Raw genomic sequence first — 20,991 nt, forward strand, 5'->3', positions numbered from 1 at the left:
AATGATAGGAGGCAAGAGGTTACTTTTTAGAGTAGATGCAGGAGAACAGATAGGCCTAGGACATTTTTTTAGAAGTTATCATTTAGCTAAGGCTTTAAGAAGTAAGGGTTTTTACGTAGCTTTTGTTCACACAGAATCCGTGTTCTGGGGTCAATTGCCAAGTTTTGAGTTTGAACATTACAATCTGAAAATAGGCAAAGAAGAGGATCAAACCGTTGAAATATGTATTGGCGGCAACTTTGATCTTCTGTATGTAGACGCAATATGTTCCTTTAGTGAGGAAAAACTGAAAAAAGTTAAACCAAGGACGAAAGTTGTTTTCTATCAAAATTTAACCGAATCGAGGTTTTTATCAGACATTTTCATTTTACCATCAATTCACCAAAACGACTCTTTTTTTGAAGGTTTTATTAAGAGTGGAACAAAAGTATATCAGGGTCTTGAGTATTCGATTTTAAACGAAAGGGTGAACGGGGTCAAAAAATCAGGTAAGAATTATGGTCTAAAAGTCAATGAAGTTGGTATAATTAGCGGCGGAAGTGACCCCAAAAATGTGTTGGAGGCAGTATATAATTTGCTGGATTTTGATAGATGGCAAGAAATAAATTTTGTTTTTTATTTCGGAAAGAATTATCTGCACCACGGGAGTATTCCATCTTATTTACCAAATAATGTTAGCCTTAAGGAGTTTGATTTTGATAAAGTAATTGAATCAGATGTGGTAATAGCTGCTTTTGGAGTAAGTACCTATGAGTTGATGAGTATAGGAATGCCAGTAATCAGCATTGGTCACCAGAAATCGAACACTATCGCCTCGGACTTTCTAGCCAATAGAACAGGTGCACTTTACCACCTTGGACTAATAGACAACATAAATGAAGGTCAGCTCAATCACGCAATAGATACACTCTTGGATGTGGACTTTAGAGAAAAACTAGGAAATAGGGCAAAAGAAATAGTTGACCATAAAGGAGTGAGCAGAGTAATAAAAATAATTGAAGAAACATTATGAATAAAGAGACTGAAAACGGCGTGTTCATAATCGCTGAACTTTCCGCAAACCACAATAATGATTTGGATCTCGCAGTCAGGACCATTGAAGCGGCCGCAAAATCAGGTGCAGATGCTATAAAAGTTCAGACCTACACGGCAGATTCATTAACCCTAAATGTAAACAATGATATTTTTGGGCCCAGAAAGGATGGCTTATGGAAAGGAAGAACGTTATATGAACTTTTTACTGAGGGTAGTTTGCCGTACGAGTGGCATCCCGTCCTGAAAGAAAAGACGGAAGAACTGGGGATGATATTTTTTTCTTCACCTTTTGATAAAGCAGGGGTTGATTTTTTGGAATCTTTGGACGTTCAGCTCTATAAAATTGCCTCCCCGGAAATTACCGACATTCCACTTATCGAATACGTTGCATCTAAGAACAAACCGGTTATCATTTCTACCGGAATGGCATCGTTGGCCGATATAGAACTTGCTGTTAACACTTGTCGCAAAATGGGGAACGAAGATATTACCCTTTTAAAATGCACCTCAGAGTATCCTGCTGTTCCTGACATGGCTAACCTAAAGACCATTCCAAACCTAAAAACCACATTCAATGTTAAAGTAGGCCTCTCGGATCATACAATGGGAGCAACGGTTCCCATTGTTTCGGTTGCATTGGGAGCAAGGGTTATTGAGAAACATTTCATAATGGATAGAGGATTGGGAGGTGTTGACTCGGCGTTTTCAATGAATCCAGATGAGTTCAAGGAAATGGTTAGTGCCGTAAGGGATGCGGAAAAATGCCTGGGAGAGATAGACTATTCCTTGACCGAAAGAAATAAGTTAAGAAGAAGGTCCTTGTTCCTGTCCAAGGATGTAAAGGCCGGGGACCTAGTCACAGAGGAAAATCTTCGCTCTGTAAGACCAGGTTATGGACTTCACCCTAAGTACTTAAATGATGTATTAGGCAGGAAGCTAAACAATTCATACAATGCGGGTACTGCATTAACATGGGCAATGCTTTGTTAAATAAAGATTTATATAACAAGTTACTTACGGTTTCATGCAGATTGTTGGGCCTAGGCTCTCGATTTTTGCTGACATTTTTGTTGACCAAGGAGATATCTCTTGAATTTCAAGGGGAGTATACCCTGGTCAGTACTTCTGTGGCGTTGATGATAATTCTGTTTGGCTTCGATTTTTATGTATACGCAAATAGGTTGTTGATAAAGCAAAAAAAAAGAGAGGTGTTCTTTTTTAAAAACTCCTTGGTTTTTTACTCTTTTTCGTACTTGCTGTTGTTTCCTTTTATTTGGTTTACAACTAATAATTTTGATGTAATTGATATTGGGTCGTTTTGGACACTTTATTTTTTAATAATTTTTGAACACCTTGGTCAAGAATTGTTCAGGTCTTATATAGCGATGAGGAAGCCACTATTTGCCAATTTATTATTGCTTCTAAGAACGGGTAGTTGGTCAGGAATCATAGTTTTTGCTCTTTTTTTTATCCAAGGTTTCCAAATAAGCATACCTGAAATACTAAGATTATGGTTGTTTTTTGCTTTTGTAACGTGTGTTTTGGGTATTTCGTTTTATCCTAATATAAAGTCTTTTGCACGGGAGAAAATTGATTTTAAGTGGATTAGAAAAGGAATTGGGGTTGGCCTAACAATGTTCATGTCAACAATCTGTTTAAAAGTTATAGAGTATTCCGACCGGTATTTAATTGCCTTTTTTCTTGATAAAACTGAATTGGGGATATACGCACTCTATTTTCAGTTGGCTAACCTCATTAATGTTATCATTTTTACAATGTATATTTCTTTCATTTATCCGGATATAATTCAGGGAGTACATGAAAAAAGCAGGGATATCACATTAAAGGCAATGAAAAATATTCAAAAAAAAACATTTTTTATCATAATCTTGTATGCGATTTCGTCAATTGTTTTAATACCGCTTTTCTTAAAATATATAGGTCGGAGCGAATTGTATCCCAACATACCTATATTTTACATATTGCTTACAGCTTTTCTATTTTTAAACCTTAACTTTTCATACCATTTTGTTATTGTGGGTTTTGAGAAGGAAGCCCTAATTTTCAAAGCGACTTTTTTAGCCTGTGTGTTTAATATTTTATTGAATACCCTTCTAATTCCTTTTTTTGGAATTTATGGTGCAGCTTTTGCACTATTGGCTGGAAATTTTGTTCTTTTTCTTGTTAAGAGAAAATATGGCAAAAACCTTATGGGTCAATGGAGGTAGAAAACATTGTAATAGTGCTTACACCCTTTCAAAAATACATGATAGGGTCTGTTGATAAGAACCTCTTTGACTTAGAAACAACCTTGGTCTTTCATAGTAAACATGTTTCATTTGAAAATTGTAATTGCAAAACGGAGAGAATTAACGTTTTCGAGTTCTCCAAAAGAAGGTTGTTTAGATTGGACCTGAGCTATTTTAAAGAGGCAAAGCGTGCCATTCAAAGAATTCGAGGTGAGATAACAGAATATCAAACACAGTACTCATTAACAAATGGGCTCAATGTTTTCATAGGAAGTGAAAAAGATGTTTTTTCCCAAATGTTGCTGGCCACACCCTCAGTGAGCGTTAAAATATCGAATCTGATTGCGGTGGAAGAGGGTATTGGATATTATAAAACAGGCAGGACATTTAATACACAACTGACAAAGCTTGCTTACAAATTGCTTACGCCGATTCTATTTGGCGAAAGGATAGATTACGTGTATACTTTGGGTCGGGACCCTAGAATAAACATTGTTTACGCAAGAATGCCGAAACTGTTGCCAAAGAAAAGAAAGGATGTAGAGTATCTGCAGATTCTGGGCCCCTCGAGAAAAAGCAAAGGGGTTTATTCTGACTCCACGAAAAAAATTCTTATTTACTCGTTCCCGAGTGAGGATTATGGTATGAAGGACGATGAAAAAAAGAATATATTTAAAATCTTAATCAACGCCTTCCCACAAAAGCAAATCGTTATAAAGCCACACCCTAGGGAGAATGTTGATTTGTTTAACAATGAAATCAGGAATAACAATGTTACCTTGCTGGATAAGAGATTCATTGGAGAGGGAATTGATTATTTTGAATTTGAGAAAATCATAAACTTCTCATCCTCAATAGTTATCGATATTTTAATGGCAGGGTATCCTAAAGAGGAGATATACACTATATTTTTTGATAAGAGCCCTAAAATTTCCTTTTTAAGGGAAACCAAGTGCTTAAAGTTGGCTAACTTAAATATGAAGAATTTTGAAGATTAAGTTTGGGAATAGACTTTTACTGTCATCAATTTTAGGTTATCCGGTTCTTTTAGGAGCAATCTTTTTTTTTGACCTTGAACCGTTCCGAGTTACTGCTCCATATTTCTTTATAATCCTGGTGTTTCTGTCTATTAAAGCTATGAAGCAGAAGAAATTGATGGTTTCACAGCAAGATTTACCTAACCTTCTGCTCATCTTACTAGTGCTTTTGGTTTCAGCAGCGAATTTTAGCACGGTACGCTATAGTATTCCAATCTTATTTGCAACATATTCATTCTTTCTTTTTTTGTATTTAACTATCATAGAATCCGGGTTTATTCTCAAAAGCAAAATAGTAAGAAGGTATTTGGTTATTTACTTGGTAATGTCCGTAATGTTTCTTTTTGTTAACCATGCTTATATGGAAGTTGGGGAAAGATACATTGGTTTTACTGGATCCCCCACAACTTTTTCAGGCCTTTTAGTAGCCCTTTTTATATTATTTGACACGTTGTCCGACCAAAAGAGATGGATAAGGATATTAGTGTTTCTTTTTGTATTTCTTTTCGTAGCATTGTCAAAAACAAGGTTGGTAATGATTTTTTTGATCGGGTACCCTTTTTTGACCTATTTTATAAATAAGAAAGCCCTAAACAAGGGAGGTGTTTTTATGGTTTTCTTCTTAACGTTGTTTTTTGTTTATTATTTGTATGGCTTGGTTGTGGAGAAGTACCCTGAGATAATTACATTACGCTACAAAGATGCAAGGGATGCCTCCTTTGGACTTAGATATAGGCTTTATGAAATTGTTGAAGAAAACTTTATTTCTGGAAATAAATGGGAGATATTATTTGGCAAAGGAAATGAATATTCTAGGAATTTAATTATCGAAGAAATTGGATTGGATATATTCCCTCACAATGATTTTATTCGATTAATCAATGATTGGGGTGTTGTTGGTGGGGGAGCTTTTTTTGTTTTGCTTTACAGGCTTTCACTTAAAAACATAACTTCGCTTTTAATTGCACTGCTCTATATTGTTTTGTGGTATTCAAATATGATTTTCAATTTATACTTGTTCTCCATCTTGATTATATCATCTTTTCACCTTGAAAACAGGGGTAGCCCTAGGTTAAATAAATAAGCTTTTGATGTCTAATTCAACGCGTATATTTAAATTTAATTTAAAACCACATCTTGAAAAGAATGCGTTGGCTTTTTCAATTTATTTGTTTGCGTTTTCTTTTTGTTTAACACCATTTTTTTCTTCCATATCCTTGCTTCTATTTTCAGTAACTTCTCTGTTTTACCTTAAAATGAAATTGCCTAAAAGCAATGATCTATTATTTCTACTATCCTACGCCTTTATTTTTTTGATGTATTTGGCTGGAATTTTTTTCACAGATTTTCAAGATAGGGCATTAGAGTTGATTATAAGGACTTCACCAATCTTATTTGTTCCATTTTTTCTTTTGTTTACAAAGGCTCCTACGAAAATCAATTATTATAAATTAAAGCTTTGCTTTATTTTAGGGGTGTTTGTTTCATGTCTTATCTCGATTATTTATGCTGTATTTAGGGTTTTACGAGACGGTGACTTACAACATATTTTATATTTCGAGTTTGCAGGAGTTTTAGATTTACATCCTTTATATTATTCAATTTATATCATTACAGCCCTTGTGTTTCTCAATAAAATTGTGGTAAAAACTTTCTACAAGGCTTTTGGATATCTTGTTTTTGGGATCTCCCTTCTTTTGTTACAATCTAAACTGGGAATTTTAATATTAGTTTTTGTGTTGGGACACTTCGTTTATATAAGCGTCAAAAGAAAGCACTATACGTATCTATTTGTTGCTCTCATATCCCTTTCTTTCATCTTTTTTTCTGCTTTTGCGTTTGATGGTAATCGACTGAATGAACTTTTTTCAAGCAGGGAAAGAAATGAGCTCGGTACAAGCAGGGAAGATGGAGTTACCCAAAGAATATGGCTTTGGGAAACAGCTATTAAACAATTACAGGAAAATCCCTTATTCGGCTTTGGTCTGGGTTCAAAAAAGGATATGTTTAAGTGGAAGGTTGAGAAAGACATTTTGATGAATAATTACGATTGGCCAACCATTAGGGCCATGAAGTTGATTTCAACCTGGAACCTGCACAACAACTATTTGCAGATATGTTATGAATTTGGAGTATTAGGGTTAATCTGCTTTTTAACATCCATTTTGGTATGCATTAGACTGGCTAGGTTGAGGTCAAAGCCGTTATTTTTATCGGTTTACACCTTGATATTGGCACTTCTTTTTGTTGAAGTTGCACTGAATAGACAAATGGGAATATATTTTTATGCTTTCATACCCCCACTGCTATTTTGGGAACCTAATACAAGGCAATGAGCAAATATCATTTTTTAGTTGTTTTAGTATATCTATTTCTTTCTTGCCAAAGTTCTGAAAAGAAAGGTGGGGTAAACTATCAAGTTGCTCAGGCTAAACTTGACGAAGCCTTTGTCAATGGATATTTTGAAAAGGTCAGGGACGAAACTTATGTATTAATCAACACAAACTCGATATATTATTTTTTTAAGGAAAGAAAGGAGTTTCTTCGTTACAAAGTAATGTTGCACTTGATTAAAAAGGACAATACGTTTGATAATGAAGATTTCTTTCCAAAGCAGGAAAAAATATCCACGTTAACAAAAATAGGGCTCGGTGATTTTGATACAATTTCCATAAAGATTGAAAGTAAGGGCTTTGTTGGTGTAAGGACGGGCCAATTCAGAAGGACTGAAAGTGGTTCAGCCAAAAACCTATGGGCTAAACAAATTCGATATTCGGAAATTAACACTAAAAGCAATAATGCCGCCAAAGAAAAATTCTTGAAGACCACTGGATTGAACAGTCTTAAAAACTATTTTGCTAAAAGACTCTTTGAAGGAACATTTTATAAAAACTCATTTGGATTTTATGTTTTATTGGCAGATAATGAATTGTTTCTAATAACAAAAAATCAAGTAGCTTCTAAGAATAAGATTATGGTTCATCTAGTTAAGGAAAATGGTGATTTTGATAACCTCTCTGCACTTTTTGGCAGTAAAAGGTATTGTAAATGCGTTACCATGGAAAAAGAAGAACTCATCGTTTACAGGGTTGTACTCCCAGAATTGGAATCTTTCGAAAAATTAAGATTAGGAGAGTTTAACAATAACGGAAATAAATGGGTACAAGAACTTTACCTTAATGAATTTCTTTCCAATAAGTTACTTCGCTACAGTAATGAATTTAATCTATAAGAATGATTAATCAGATTTTTCAAAAAATAACAGATAATATTCAATTTGAAAAGAGTTCTCAAATTGTTTCTTATGTTAATATTTATAACTATCAGGTTTTGCGAAAGACTCCGAAAATCGCTGAAAAAATTGATTTCTTCACCTTGGACGGTATTATGTTGTTGCTCTTTATAAGAATATTTATGGGCAAAAAATATAAGCGTAAGGCCCCAGATTTTTCTTCCTATTTCAATGAATTTTTTGGTTATCTTGAAAAGGCGAACATAAAAGAGGTCTTTATAGGGGGCTCAGAAGACGATATGTCTTCTTTTATAAAGACCGTCAAGGAGAATTATCCTCAAATGAATATTGTTCATACCTATAATGGCTTTGACCTGATCGAAGAGCGAGTGATTAATGCACTTATTTCTAAAGAAGTTGATTGCACAATCGTTGGAATGGGAACCCCAAAACAAGAGTACTTTATTGTAAAGGCCACTGAAATTAAAGCATTTCCTATCGGACCTTGGACTGTTCTTGTGCGCCGATATTCTGGAGCATTCTGGTATTTGTACTGGTTTTTACCCTACATTAGAGCGATTATTGGCTACAAAAATTTATAAGTTTCCGCAACTTTTAGTGATGAATAATATTATACTCAGCATAAACTACTTTTCCACAACCATGAATCTAACTTTCTATAATTTTTTAGGGATTCGCACCCAAGCCCTAACTATTAATGAACTTAATCAACTCATTGATACAGCCGTTCAACAAAATCAAAAATGGATTATTGCCAACCATAATCTACATAGTCTGTATTTATATCATCATCAACCAAAAATGCAGACTTTTTATACCCAAGCAGATTATACCCATATAGACGGTATGGCTTTGGTATTACTGGGGCAACGTTTAGGACTACCTCTGCAAAGAGAACATAGGGTTACTTATGCAGACTGGGTATGGCCGCTGATGGCTGAAGCAAAAGAGAAAAAATGGCGGATTTTTTACTTAGGTTCAAAACCAGGAGTAGCCGAAACAGGGGCAGAAATTCTCCGGGAGAAATTCCCCAATTTAGAAATAAAAACCCATCATGGTTATATTGGTTCTAATACTGATAGTCTTGAAAATCAGTCAGTTTTGGCAGAAATTAAGGATTACCAACCACATATATTAATGGTGGGAATGGGTATGCCTAGACAAGAAAACTGGATTATTGACAACCTCGAACAAATTTCTACCAACGTAATTCTTCCTAGTGGTGCTTGTATAGATTATGTCGCTGGTGTAATACCTACACCTCCTCGCTGGATGGGGCGTTTAGGATTTGAATGGTTATACCGTTTATTGAGTGAACCTAAAAGACTTTGGAAACGTTATTTATTAGAACCTTGGTTTATTCTTAGACTCTTTTTACCAGAATTTTTGACTAAGCAATTAAAAACTAATTAACTACATAAAAGTAGTTTGCAAAATTAGGAATATTCAGGAATAAAAAAATGCAAAAGCGGCTTGGTTTTTTAGCAGCAGCACCTCGAATTTCAACACATCCTGATGCAGAGATGTCTGTTCCTCGTTCTAGAATTTTAGGTATTATCTTTTTGTTGTGGAGCATTCATTAGTCAAACAGCAAACAAGGGGAAAGATTATTTTCCAGGGATTATTAACAGGCTCCACTTAAGGTGGGCTTATCGGATTTATAAAGAACCCAAACTGTTTAAAAGGTACTCAATAAATTATCCAATCGGGGTATTATTATTGCTTTTTGATAGGTGTTTTAGATAGGCAACAGAGGGTTTGAATTATTTTTTGCCCCCGATTTCTTATCTAAACACTTTATGGCACACAGTCCTTACGTTTCTACAAAAGGAACTGGCCTAAGGGCTCAATTGAATAAAAAGTGATAAAAGCGATTTAGAAGATTTCTTTACTTACTTTTGATTTTGCAATAAGAATGTGCCTTTTAAAAACAACGGCATTAAATAAAAATCAGCAATGTTTTTTAAGAAGAACGACTTTTCTAGTGTTATATATCTGATTTCTGTCTTTTTAGATCTGTTGGCGATTAATATTCTTGTATACTACTTTCCAATTTTGTTCAGGTTTCCATTGCTTTTTCATGGCTATATAACTTTCATGTGGTTTATTATTTCCTTTAAAAACAAATTTTATGTGATTTTTAGATTTACGAAAGTCACTTACATATTGAAATTGTTATTCAGGCAATTCATTTTTTTCTTCTTGATATTGTATGCTTTTATCGGCTTTTTTAAACAACCTAATATAAGCAGGCTATATCTGGGAATCTTTTTTATATCTGTGTTTTTCTCAATTTTCGCGTTAAAATTATTGAATTACTACCTATTAATGCAATACAGGACAAAGGTAAAAGGAAGCATGAGGGATATTGTGGTAATTGGAAAGAATGGAATGACAGACCAATTAATTAATATGTTTGAAAAGCATGGAGAATATGGGTACAATGTGATTAAACAATTCTCACCAAAATCAAAAACTTTTGACTTGAAAGAGTCGCTGAGGTTTATCAAAAAGGCGGAAATAGATGAAATTTATTGTTCTGTAAAAGAGTTGTCTAACTCAGACATAAGTAGATATGTTCAGTATGCTGACAACAACTTGATTAAGTTGAAATTTATACCGGATAACAGAGAAATTTTTACTAAAAACTTAAAATTGGATTATTATGAATATTTTCCAATACTTTCTTTAAGGGAACTTCCATTGGATGACACCTTTAATAGATTTTCCAAAAGAGCTTTTGATTTAATTTTTTCTTCTGTTATTATTATTTGCTTATTATCATGGTTAATGCCTATAATTGGAATCTTGATAAAACTTGACTCTAAAGGGCCGATTTATTTCAAACAGAATAGGCCAGGGTTTAAAGAAGAAGGGTTCGGTTGCTATAAATTCAGAACAATGGCAATTAACAATGAAACTGAGAAATCTGCAACAAGAAATGATCCCAGGGTAACAAGAGTTGGCAGCTTTTTAAGGAGGACAAGTATTGATGAATTGCCACAATTTGTAAATGTGTTGTTTGGACAAATGTCAGTAGTGGGACCGAGGCCTCATTTATGGAGACAGAACAAGGAGTATAATACCACAATTCAAAAATATATGCTCCGTCATTACGTCAAACCAGGAATAACGGGCTTGGCCCAAGCTAAAGGGTATAGAGGTGAAATTGAAAGGAACGAAGATATCGTTAACAGAACCAGATATGACTTTTTTTATATAGAGAACTGGTCTATGTTGCTGGATTTGAAAATTATATTTCAAACGGCAATAAACATCTTGAAAGGTGAAGAAAAAGCGTATTAAAGCTGAAATATTGAATACTTGACGATAAAACTTTTATCCCGCGTTTGTAAAGATTATGTTTGTAAAAGCAAGAACTTTATTCAATAAAGATAAATGAAGAGAATTCTCATCACCGGTGCAGCAGGTTTTCTCGGCTCCCACCTTTGCGACCGATTTATTGCAGAGGGCTATGATGTTATCGCCATGGATAACCTAATTACTGGGGATCTCAAAAACATAGAACATCTGTTCCCTTTGGAACGATTTACATTCTACAATCACGATGTCACCAACTTTGTCCATGTTCCCGGTAAACTGGATTATATTCTACATTTTGCTTCACCTGCAAGCCCTATCGATTATCTGAAGATACCCATTCAAACACTGAAAGTGGGAGCTTTGGGGACCCACAACTTATTGGGGCTTGCCAAAGAGAAGAATGCTCGTTTTATGATCGCTTCCACCTCGGAAATATACGGAGATCCATTGGTACACCCACAAACGGAGGAATACTATGGCAATGTGAATACCATTGGCCCAAGGGGAGTGTACGATGAAGCCAAGCGCTTTCAGGAATCCATCACTATGGCATATCACCGTTTTCATGGGTTGGATACACGCATCGTACGTATCTTCAACACCTATGGCCCCAGAATGCGACTAAACGATGGACGAGTGATTCCAGCTTTTATGGGACAGGCACTTCGCGGTGAAGACTTGACCGTTTTTGGTGATGGTTCACAGACACGCTCTTTCTGTTATGTAGATGATGAGATAGAGGGAATTTACCGTTTGCTCATGAGTGAATATACCCTACCCGTGAACATTGGGAACCCGAATGAGATTACCATTAAGGACTTCGCGGAAGAAATCATCAAACTAACCGGAACCGACCAAAAAATTGTATACAAACCTTTGCCCAAGGACGATCCCATGCAGCGCCAGCCCGATATTACCAAGGCCAAGGAGATTTTAGGATGGGAACCCAAAGTGGGACGCGAAGAAGGTATGCGAAAGACCTTCGAGTTCTTTAAAGGATTATCCAAAGAAGATTTGGAAAAAACCGAGCACAGGGACTTTACCCATCACAACAAAAAGTAACTTTTATGTCATCTTGAAATAAGGAGCGGGGTGACGAAAGAGCAGTCTGTTGGGTTTTTTCTAAAATTTCCGGCATACCCTCTAAACGATGGCTACTCTCTAATAATGGCAAAGAGGTATACGTAACGTTCCCACCTGTGGCAGGCAGTCCTGTCAAGAAGCAGTCCAAGATCATCTGTAAATAACCCTTAAATTAAGTTTGAATTGCGTTATTTTTGCCAAAACGTCGAACCATGAACATTCTTGTCCTGGGGTCCGGTGGTCGCGAGCACGCCATATCCCTTAAAATTTCCCAAAGCCCCAAAACATCTAAACTTTTTGTAGCACCGGGCAATGCCGGCACTGCCCAGATAGCCACTAATGTTGAAGTAGGTGTCAACGATTTTGAAGCTATCAAGACGTTGGTGTTGAAGGAAAACATTGAACTGGTGGTAGTAGGCCCAGAAGACCCTTTGGTCAACGGAGTGCATGATTTTTTTCTGGAGGATGAAGAGCTGAAATCAGTTCCGGTGATCGGGCCGCAAAAAGCAGCCGCCGAACTGGAGGGAAGCAAGGAATTCGCCAAAGAGTTCATGATGCGCCATAATATTCCAACGGCAGCCTACGAAAGCTTCACCAAGGATACTTTGGAACAAGGCTACGCTTTTTTGGAAACGCTACAACCTCCTTATGTGCTCAAGGCCGATGGATTGGCTGCTGGAAAGGGTGTTTTGATTTTGAAAGATTTACAAGAAGCCAAAAACGAGCTCAAATCGATGTTGCTTGAATCCAAATTTGGAAATGCCAGTGCCACCGTGGTCATTGAGGAGTTTTTGGACGGGATAGAATTGAGCTGTTTTGTGCTGACGGATGGCGCTAATTACAAAATTCTTCCAACGGCAAAAGACTACAAAAGAATAGGTGAGGGCGATACAGGACTGAATACGGGCGGAATGGGGGCCATATCTCCGGTTCCTTTCGCCGATTCCGATTTTATGGACAAGATTGAGCGTCAAATCGTAAAGCCTACCGTGGAGGGCCTTAAAAAGGACAATTTGCCCTATATTGGATTTATCTTTATCGGCTTGATCAAGGTGGGTGACAACCCCAAGGTAATCGAGTACAATGTGCGCATGGGCGACCCAGAAACCGAAGTGGTCATTCCGCGCCTCGAAAGTGACCTGGTGGAAGTGCTGCTGGCTATGGCCAATGGAACACTGGACCAAATCGATTTACAAATTGATGAAAGAGCTGCCACAACCGTAATGGCAGTTTCTGGCGGGTATCCCGAAGCATATGAAAAAGGCAAGGAAATCACAGGAGCGGAAACCATTACAGATTCCCTAGTGTTTCACGCAGGAACCAAAGAGGCCGATGGAAAAGTTGTGACCAATGGTGGTCGTGTCATAGCCGTTACTTCCTTTGGAAAAGATTTTAGGGAAGCATTAAGAACGTCCTATCAAAATATGGAAAAGCTCCATTTTGATGGGATGTATTACCGAAAAGACCTAGGATTTGACCTATAGATAGGAGTGTGAGCTGATGCTCTTGTCCTCCTCACCGCTTTCGTTAAAAATTTTCAACTGGCCCATCCAGTAGACCATGGCCACAAAACCGATGATCATAAAAATCCAGTTAATGGTGTTGGAGCCCCACCAGCTGTGCATAAAACGCAACGCATCCAATGGTGCAAAAAGATAATTTACAAATAAGTCCTCTATACCGTAAAAAAACTTGCTCATCTTGGCTATATTTACTTTACAAAAGTAGCAAAAGATAGGATGATTTCAAGCTTTTTCGGAAAAACTAAACCCATAAACTACATTGTTCTCGCTATCGTTCTGTTCCTTTTCTATTTTACCCATGTATTCTTTAGGCTGGGGGAGCAAAGGGTCAACCAGATAATTGGGCTCGAACTTCTGCTGTTTATAGGACTTTTGCTTGCCATTTTCATTGTCAACCTCATTGTGCGGACAGAAAAGGCAACGGAATCCAATTCCTACGCCATGTTGTTTTTTCTGCTGTTGATCATCAGCTTTTCGGATGAGCTGGTTTTGGACAAGGTCATTTTTGCCAACTTTTTTCTGTTGCTGGCTTTTTGGAGAATATTGTCCGTTAAATCAAGCAGGAACGTAAAGCACAAAATATTTGATGCCTCCCTGTTGATTTCCCTGGCCAGTTTGTTTTACGATTGGGCCCTTGCCTTTATGTTGCTCGTTTTTTTTGTGATCGGGGTCTACGATCGCAAAACGCTCAAAAACTGGATGGTCCCGTTTTTGGGAATGTCGGCCATATTTATGTTGACATTTACTGTGCTCAAGCTTAAAGGAGCTTTGGGTTTTTTTGAGGAGCACTACCAATTCTCATTAGGACTGTTTACCACAAAGTCCTTTTTTCAGGTGCTGAATGTAAAAACATTGATCTACCTCATTTTGACCATCTTGGTTTCCGTTTTGGTGTTCATTAGGCTTCGGAATGTGAGTGGGGGAAAATTGCTGTTATTGCGGATTGTATTTCTCATTTTCATCTTGGCAACCGGCATCATTCTGTTTACACCAGCCGATGCATCTCCCGTGTTGATCGCCTTTTTTCCGGCAGCCGTGTTCTTTACCAATTATTTTGAAGGCATCAAAAAGGAAAAGCTTCAAGAGATCGTTCTCTTGGCAAGTATGGCCCTGGCCTGTACTCTTTTTATTGTTCACCTGGATTAAATACACCATAAAGCAATATCTTTGAACAAATTTTAAGTCATGTTCAGCGATTTTGCCTTCAACATTTTTCAGAAAAGTATCGACACCTATCATATTAAGGACAATGTAAACCAAGAATTTACCAATCCGTATCCAAAGGATCAAGTAGAACATTTGCTCTATCGAAAAAACTGGATAGATACCGTGCAGTGGCATTACGAGGACATTATCCGTGACCCGGACATTGAACCAAAAGCCGCCTTGGAACTGAAGCGAAAAATTGATGCCAGTAACCAGGACAGGACAGATTTAGTAGAGTATATTGACAGTTATTTTTTGAATAAATACCAATCGGTACAGGTAAAGGAAAATGCTACCATCAATACCGAAAGCCCTGCGTGGGCCATTGACCGATTGTCCATATTGGCATTGAAGATTTATCACATGCAAGAAGAGGTGAACCGCACCGATGCATCAAAGGAACACATCCAAAAGTGCAGTGAAAAGCTAGCGGTTTTGTTGGAACAGAAAAAAGATCTTTCCACCGCCATAGACCAATTGCTATCCGATATCGAGGCAGGGAACAAGTACATGAAGGTCTATAAACAGATGAAAATGTACAACGACGAAGAACTAAATCCGGTACTACGTGGACAAAAAGGGTAAGCAGACCCATATATTGATAATTCGGTTGTCCGCTATGGGCGATGTGGCCATGACGGTACCGGTAATCAAAAGCCTAGTGCAACAATACCCTCATCTTCGCCTTACCGTACTCACCAAAAAGGCGTTTGCCCCCATTTTTGATGGAATAGAAAACTTACAGGTTCATACGGCCGATGTTAACAAAAGACACAAAGGCCTCATGGGGCTTTGGCGTTTGTATAAAGAACTCAAGCCTTTGGAAATTGATGTTGTTGCCGACTTGCACAATGTGTTGCGAAGCAGGGTGCTAAAAAAGTATTTTAGCTTGGCACGTATTCCCTTTGCCCAAATTGACAAAGGCAGCAAGGAAAAAAAAGCATTGACTAGATCCAAAAACAAAGTTTTTAAGCAACTTAAAACTACCCATGAACGCTATGCCCAAGTTTTTTCAGAACTCGGTTTTCCTGTCGATTTGAGCACCGTCAAACCACTTGAAAGACTTCCGCTAAGTCCGAAAGTATTGGATTTGGTACAGCAGGACACCAAGAAATGGGTCGGAATAGCACCATTTGCGGCCCACGAAGGAAAAATGTATCCGCTGGAATACATGGAAATGGTAATCAAAGAACTCAACCATACCAATAAGTATAAAATATTGCTTTTCGGAGGAGGGGACACGGAAATAAAGACTTTGGAACATATGGCCAGCGCTTACGAAAATACGTTTTGTATGGCAGGCAAACTCAAATTGTCCGAAGAGTTGCAGCTGATTTCCAATTTGGATATAATGTTGTCCATGGATAGCGGAAATGCGCACATGGCCGCCAATTATGGTATTCCTGTGGTCACCCTTTGGGGCGTTACCCATCCGTATGCCGGATTTTATCCCTTTGGCCAACCTATGGAAAATGCACTAATGGCCGACCGGGAAACCTATCCTTTGATACCCACTTCGATTTATGGTAACAAAGTGCTCAAAGGCTATGAAAATGTCATGAAGACGATTGAACCAACCGATGTGTTGAAAAAGCTACTTCCGCTATTGGAACCTTAATTACTTTTTCTTAATATAGTTCGACACCTTTTGAAATGTGTTATTCTGTGGGGTTGCTGAGCAGTCATTCCGAACGGTTGCTGAGCGATGGTCATTTCGACATGAGGAACGAAGTGACGATGGAGAAATCTGTTCGAAAAGCTCAAATTCAAGTTCAAAGTTTAAGGTTTAAGGTTGAAAGGTGATTTTTTGGAGGTTTTCGGCAAGCCGAATCAGCTTAGACATTTTTGAATTGCTCAATTGCCCACTGCATACTGAACCACTGCCTACTACTAACTCTGAACTCGCAACCGCAACTCTCAACTTCCGACTTCGGACTTCGGGCTTCCGACTCACAACTCGTAACACGCAACTCTCAACTTCGGACTCCCTAAAGATTTCTCAACTGCGTACCGAACTACTGTCCATTGCTTACTGGACCACTGAAAACTACTTCTTTCGTTTAAAAAGCGGCACCGAAGAACAGGCTTCGCCGTACATGACGCTTTTGGCCACTTGTTGAATGCGGGCGATGGCCATGAGGTAGGCATTTTCGGGAACAGGTTTATGCGAACATCCTTTAATAATGACCGGCTTATCGGTGAACTCCGTCACGTCCAAGTTGTCCAAAATAGGTTGGTACAGTGCGGTTTCCAAGTCTTGTAGGCTGCCCTGGACCACTTTTTTGGCATAGGGCTGTAGTTTGGAAGCTATCAGCATAAAGGCCCAACCGGGCACTATGGCATCCGAAGAACATTGAAGCGCTACATAAGCGTCTTGGTAGGATGCCCAATCATGCGCCTCCACATGGGCACGAAACTCATTTTCGCGCAAAATAAAGCCTTCATAGAGCCAATCTGCAATGTCCAATACCTTGCGCTCCCCTTTGGGATAGTAATCCTCGAGGTTGAAGGTGATCAACTTACTTTGGGCTACTCTGTTTATAATTTCATCTTCCATACTGTCATTCCTGCGCAGGCAGGAATCCATCATAATTTTTGGTTCTGTGATCGGAATCTATCGGCCGGAGATGTTTTTTGGTGCTTCGTTTTTCTACCTTTTACCCGTTTGCGCCATAGCTCAAAGGAAGATCGTTTTAAGTGGGTCCGCATCACTTCGCGCACATCGTTCTCCTTTAAGCCAAACTGATATTCGATGGCTTCAAAAGGGGTTCTGTCTTCCCAGGCCATTTCAATAATTCTATCAATTTCCCTAACGGTCAACTCTTCTGACATTTTCGGTGTATGGTTTTGGAATGGTTTCTTGGTAATTTATAACATTCCCAGTTCCAGTTTGGCCTCTTCGCTCATCAACTCCTGTGCCCAAGGTGGGTCAAAGGTAATCTCCACTTCCACGTCCTTCAACATATCGATGGACTTCACTTTCTCCTCTACCTCCACGGGCAAGGTTTCGGCCACGGGACAGTTGGGCGAGGTAAGGGTCATCAAAATCTTTACTTCGTAATCTTCGTTTACGAACACGTCGTAAATCAGCCCTAGCTCGTAAATGTCTACTGGAATCTCTGGGTCGTAAATGGTCTTGAGCACCTTTACGATTTTTTCGCCCAGTTCTTGTGTATCTATGGTAGTTTCTTCGCTCATGCTACGTTATTTTAACTGTGTTTGATAAGCCACTGCATACAATTTGAGTTGCTTGATCATACTCACCAATCCATTGGCTCGTGTAGGGGACAAATGTTCCTTTAGTCCGATTTCATCAATAAAATCCACATTGGCATCGATAATGTCCTGTGGTTTTTGATGACTGAAAGCTCGAATCAATATGGCAATAATGCCCTTGGTGATGATGGCATCACTATCTGCTGTAAAAACCAATTTATCGCCCTGCAGTTCGGCGTGTACCCACACCTTGCTCTGACAACCTTTAATGATGTTGTCATCGGTCTTATATTTTTCCTCTATCAAAGGAAGGGACTTTCCAAGCTCTATCATGTACTCGTACCGTTGCATCCAGTCGTCGAACATGGAAAACTCGTCTACTATCTCTTCCTGTATCTCTTTTATGGTCATGCGATTGTTTTGTTCAAAAGTACAACCCAGTGTACTTCAATTCAAGTGTTTGTGCCTTCTCTTTGGCTATAACAACATATTTTTGGCGCGTTTTACCCCTTCCACCAATCGGTCCACTTCTTCCTTGGTATTGTAAAAACTAAAACTGGCCCTTACCGTACCGGGAATTTTATAAAAGTCCATGATGGGCTGCGCACAATGGTGTCCGGTGCGGACGGCGATGCCCAGTTTGTCCACAATGGTACCGATATCATACGGGTGTATCCCTTTGATATTAAAAGAGATGACCGAAGTTTTGTTGGTCGCGGTACCATAAATCTTCAGACCGTCAATAGTGAGCAATTGCTCGGTAGCATACTGCAACAATTCATTTTCATATTGGGCAATGGCATCAAAACCGATATGGTTCATATAGTCCAAAGCAGCCCCAAAAGCGATTCCGCCGCAAATATTTGGTGTTCCGGCTTCAAATTTATGGGGCAGATCGGCATAGGTGGTCTTTTCAAAGGTTACCTCGGCAATCATTTCGCCTCCTCCTTGATAGGGTGGCAATTTATTGAGCCATTCCTCTTTTCCGTACAGGATTCCTACACCCGTTGGCCCGCACATTTTGTGTGCAGAAACGGTATAAAAATCCACATCCAAGGCTTGGAGATCTGCTTTAATGTGTGGTGCGGCTTGTGCCCCGTCAATTAAAACCGCAGCTCCTGCTTGGTGGGCGGCGTCTATAATCTCCTTTATGGGGTTGATCGTGCCCAATGCATTGGATACGTGGTTGCAGAACACCAACTTCGTCTTTTCTGACAGTAGCTTATGGTATTCCTCCATGATAAGCTCCCCATTCAAGTTCATGGGGATTACCTTCAGGGTCGCTCCTGTGCGTTCACATAGCATTTGCCACGGCACAATATTGGAATGGTGCTCCATGGCAGAGACCAATACCTCATCCCCTTTTTTCAAGAACGATGTAAAACCATTGGCCACTAAGTTAATGGCATCCGTGGTTCCTGAAGTAAAAATTACCTCGTGTGCCTTCGCAATATTGAAATGCGTCTGGATTTTTTGACGGGCAGCTTCGTAGGCATCCGTGGCTTCTTGTGACAGCGTGTGCACCCCACGGTGAATGTTGGCGTTATAGCCCTGATAATAGTCCACAATCACATCGATTACCTGCTGTGGTGTTTGCGAGGTAGCCGCATTGTCCAAATATACCAAGGGCTGCCCATTCACTTTTCTGTGAAGGATGGGAAAGTCCTTTCTAATGGTCTGTATGTCCAAAGTGGTCTCTATCATAGCAAGCTTATGGCAAAAAAATCAGGTTATAAGTCAAAACCCATACGCACTCCCAATTTGTTGGCGATAATCTTATTGATTCGCGCCTTTAACTCGGGGATTCGTACACTTTCCAATACGTTGTTGGCAAAAGCATACATCAATAGGGCCTTGGCTTCCTTTTTAGGGATTCCCCTTGACCGCAGATAAAACAATGCTTCTTCATCCAACTGGCCAATGGTACATCCGTGCGAGCATTTTACATCGTCCGCAAAAATCTCCAATTGGGGTTTTGAGTTGATGGTGGACCTATCGCTCAACAAAATATTGTTGTTCTGCTGAAAGGCATCCGTTTTTTGGGCAATCTTGTCCACAATGATTTTTCCATTGAACACACCGGTGGAGCTATCGCCAAAAATCCCTTTGTAATCTTGGTGGCTCTCACAATTAGGCTGTGCGTGGTGCACCAAGGTGTGATGGTCCACATGTTGTTTGTCGCCCAAAATGGTCACCCCTTTCAAGGTGGAATCGATGCGCTCACCATTCTGATAAAAGTTCAGGTTGTTGCGAATCAATTTACCGCCCAAAGAAAAGGTGTGAACCCGTACCACACTATTATCTTTTTGGGAGATATAGGTGTTGTCGACCAAAGACGCGGTGGATTCATCGTTTTGTACCTTGTAATAATTGATGATGGCATCTTTCCCGGCAAAAATTTCGGTTACGGAGTTGGTGAACACTTCGTTGCCTGTTAAGCTTTGGTGCCGTTCTATGATCTGGACCTCTGCATTGTCCTCGGCTACGATCAAATTACGTGGCTGTAACATTAAAGCTGCCTCGTTGCCCGTGGCCAAATGGAGAATTTGGATGGGCTTCTTGGGCATTTTGTTCTTTGGGATATAGATGTAGGCGCCTTCTTTGCAAAATGCCGTGTTCAACGATGTCAACGACTCATCCTTGGAAGCCGCTTTGTTGAAATACACTTCAATTATAGGCTGATACATTGGTTTGCTGAACGCAGAGCTCATCAAACAGACATCCACCCCGTCATGTGTTGTTTCTGATAGGTAGGAACTATACACCCCATCTACGAATACGATTTTATACGTATCGATTTCGTGTAGGAAGTATTTTTTGACGTCCTTGTATTCCAAAGAAGTCTCATGTTTTGGAAAGATGCTGAAATCCACTTTCTGCAATCCTTTCAATGAGGTATATTTCCAAGCTTCTTCTTTTTTGGTGGGAAAACCCTTGGCCTCAAAATTTTTGATGGCATGGGAACGCTCTTCGTGAACTGGGTGGTCCAGATCCATTCCGTCCTCAAAAGCAAAAAAAGAGGAGACTAATTTTTCCTTTAAATCCATTTTTTTAATGTTTCAGGT

The 20,991-nt window shown here is 38.9% G+C and carries 22 protein-coding genes; 15 read left to right on the top strand and 7 right to left on the bottom strand.

What is annotated here, in order from left to right; all coding sequences use genetic code 11:
- Position 1 precedes the first annotated feature (1 nt).
- The 12 genes from EO130_RS04890 (at position 2) to purD (ending at position 13,465) form a co-directional block, all read left to right on the top strand.
- Positions 2-1,012: a hypothetical protein gene (locus EO130_RS04890; RefSeq protein WP_127140403.1), complete on the top strand. Its 1,011-nt coding sequence runs from the start codon at positions 2-4 to the stop codon at positions 1,010-1,012.
- Positions 1,009-2,025 (top strand): pseudaminic acid synthase, encoded by a 1,017-nt coding sequence (gene pseI / locus EO130_RS04895; protein ID WP_127140404.1) that lies wholly within the window; start codon positions 1,009-1,011, stop codon positions 2,023-2,025. Before EO130_RS04890 ends, pseI begins: the two co-directional genes overlap by 4 nt.
- Entirely contained in the window at positions 2,007-3,263 is a 1,257-nt protein-coding gene (locus EO130_RS04900; protein WP_127140405.1) for a lipopolysaccharide biosynthesis protein, read from the top strand. Before pseI ends, EO130_RS04900 begins: the two co-directional genes overlap by 19 nt.
- Positions 3,254-4,282 carry a glycosyltransferase family 52 gene (locus tag EO130_RS04905; RefSeq protein WP_127140406.1) on the top strand — a complete coding sequence of 343 codons (1,029 nt, stop codon included), beginning with the start codon at positions 3,254-3,256 and terminating at the stop codon, positions 4,280-4,282. Before EO130_RS04900 ends, EO130_RS04905 begins: the two co-directional genes overlap by 10 nt.
- Before the next feature lie 139 nt (positions 4,283-4,421).
- Positions 4,422-5,405 (top strand): O-antigen ligase family protein, encoded by a 984-nt coding sequence (locus tag EO130_RS04910; protein ID WP_127140407.1) that lies wholly within the window; start codon positions 4,422-4,424, stop codon positions 5,403-5,405.
- Between the two features lie 7 nt (positions 5,406-5,412).
- Entirely contained in the window at positions 5,413-6,657 is a 1,245-nt protein-coding gene (locus tag EO130_RS04915; protein ID WP_127140408.1) for an O-antigen ligase family protein, read from the top strand.
- Entirely contained in the window at positions 6,654-7,553 is a 900-nt protein-coding gene (locus tag EO130_RS04920; protein WP_127140409.1) for a hypothetical protein, read from the top strand. The genes EO130_RS04915 and EO130_RS04920 overlap by 4 nt, the downstream gene beginning before the upstream one ends.
- Before the next feature lie 2 nt (positions 7,554-7,555).
- Positions 7,556-8,155 carry a WecB/TagA/CpsF family glycosyltransferase gene (locus EO130_RS04925; protein WP_127140410.1) on the top strand — a complete coding sequence of 200 codons (600 nt, stop codon included), beginning with the start codon at positions 7,556-7,558 and terminating at the stop codon, positions 8,153-8,155.
- Positions 8,156-8,216: 61 nt separating this feature from the next.
- Positions 8,217-8,987 (top strand): WecB/TagA/CpsF family glycosyltransferase, encoded by a 771-nt coding sequence (locus tag EO130_RS04930; RefSeq protein ID WP_127140411.1) that lies wholly within the window; start codon positions 8,217-8,219, stop codon positions 8,985-8,987.
- A 543-nt stretch (positions 8,988-9,530) separates the two neighbouring features.
- The gene (locus EO130_RS04940) at positions 9,531-10,880 is read left to right on the top strand and encodes an exopolysaccharide biosynthesis polyprenyl glycosylphosphotransferase (protein ID WP_127140412.1); all 1,350 of its coding nucleotides are present in this window, start codon (positions 9,531-9,533) and stop codon (positions 10,878-10,880) included.
- A 93-nt stretch (positions 10,881-10,973) separates the two neighbouring features.
- On the top strand, positions 10,974-11,960 hold the full coding sequence (locus EO130_RS04945) for a UDP-glucuronic acid decarboxylase family protein (protein ID WP_127140413.1): 987 nt from the start codon (positions 10,974-10,976) through the stop codon (positions 11,958-11,960).
- 233 nt (positions 11,961-12,193) lie between these two features.
- Positions 12,194-13,465, top strand: coding sequence for a phosphoribosylamine--glycine ligase (gene purD, locus EO130_RS04950; RefSeq protein WP_127140414.1), 1,272 nt, complete (start codon positions 12,194-12,196; stop codon positions 13,463-13,465).
- Here purD and EO130_RS04955 read toward each other — a convergent pair.
- Complete coding sequence (locus EO130_RS04955; RefSeq protein ID WP_127140415.1) at positions 13,460-13,681, bottom strand: DUF6341 family protein; 222 nt, start codon at positions 13,679-13,681, stop codon at positions 13,460-13,462. The genes purD and EO130_RS04955 overlap by 6 nt on opposite strands.
- A 39-nt stretch (positions 13,682-13,720) precedes the next feature.
- Here EO130_RS04955 and EO130_RS04960 point away from each other — a divergent pair, with 39 nt between their 5' ends.
- From EO130_RS04960 to EO130_RS04970, 3 genes are read left to right on the top strand one after another with little or no spacing between them, the layout of a single operon-like run.
- Positions 13,721-14,650, top strand: coding sequence for a DUF6427 family protein (locus tag EO130_RS04960; RefSeq protein WP_127140416.1), 930 nt, complete (start codon positions 13,721-13,723; stop codon positions 14,648-14,650).
- 39 nt (positions 14,651-14,689) lie between these two features.
- Positions 14,690-15,295: a DUF4254 domain-containing protein gene (locus EO130_RS04965; protein WP_127140417.1), complete on the top strand. Its 606-nt coding sequence runs from the start codon at positions 14,690-14,692 to the stop codon at positions 15,293-15,295.
- Positions 15,279-16,328 carry a glycosyltransferase family 9 protein gene (locus EO130_RS04970; RefSeq protein WP_127140418.1) on the top strand — a complete coding sequence of 350 codons (1,050 nt, stop codon included), beginning with the start codon at positions 15,279-15,281 and terminating at the stop codon, positions 16,326-16,328. Before EO130_RS04965 ends, EO130_RS04970 begins: the two co-directional genes overlap by 17 nt.
- Before the next feature lie 429 nt (positions 16,329-16,757).
- On the opposite strand, the gene EO130_RS04975 is transcribed toward EO130_RS04970, so the two are convergent.
- The 6 genes from EO130_RS04975 to sufD all read right to left on the bottom strand — a co-directional run bounded on the left by EO130_RS04975 (position 16,758) and on the right by sufD (position 20,973).
- On the bottom strand, positions 16,758-17,267 hold the full coding sequence (locus EO130_RS04975) for a DUF2480 family protein (RefSeq protein ID WP_127140617.1): 510 nt from the start codon (positions 17,265-17,267) through the stop codon (positions 16,758-16,760).
- A gap of 29 nt (positions 17,268-17,296) precedes the next feature.
- A complete protein-coding gene (locus EO130_RS04980) occupies positions 17,297-17,542 on the bottom strand; it encodes a TIGR03643 family protein (protein WP_127140419.1) in 246 nt (81 codons plus the stop codon).
- Between the two features lie 36 nt (positions 17,543-17,578).
- On the bottom strand, positions 17,579-17,908 hold the full coding sequence (locus tag EO130_RS04985) for an iron-sulfur cluster assembly protein (RefSeq protein ID WP_127140420.1): 330 nt from the start codon (positions 17,906-17,908) through the stop codon (positions 17,579-17,581).
- A gap of 6 nt (positions 17,909-17,914) precedes the next feature.
- Complete coding sequence (locus tag EO130_RS04990) at positions 17,915-18,337, bottom strand: SufE family protein (RefSeq protein WP_127140421.1); 423 nt, start codon at positions 18,335-18,337, stop codon at positions 17,915-17,917.
- A gap of 66 nt (positions 18,338-18,403) precedes the next feature.
- Complete coding sequence (locus tag EO130_RS04995; RefSeq protein WP_127140422.1) at positions 18,404-19,630, bottom strand: aminotransferase class V-fold PLP-dependent enzyme; 1,227 nt, start codon at positions 19,628-19,630, stop codon at positions 18,404-18,406.
- A 26-nt stretch (positions 19,631-19,656) separates the two neighbouring features.
- The gene (gene sufD, locus EO130_RS05000; protein WP_127140423.1) at positions 19,657-20,973 is read right to left on the bottom strand and encodes a Fe-S cluster assembly protein SufD; all 1,317 of its coding nucleotides are present in this window, start codon (positions 20,971-20,973) and stop codon (positions 19,657-19,659) included.
- Between the last annotated feature and the right edge of the window lie 18 nt (positions 20,974-20,991).

The sequence above is a fragment of the Flagellimonas marinaquae genome, from assembly GCF_003992675.1.
Taxonomy (GTDB): Bacteria; Bacteroidota; Bacteroidia; order Flavobacteriales; family Flavobacteriaceae; genus Flagellimonas; species Flagellimonas marinaquae.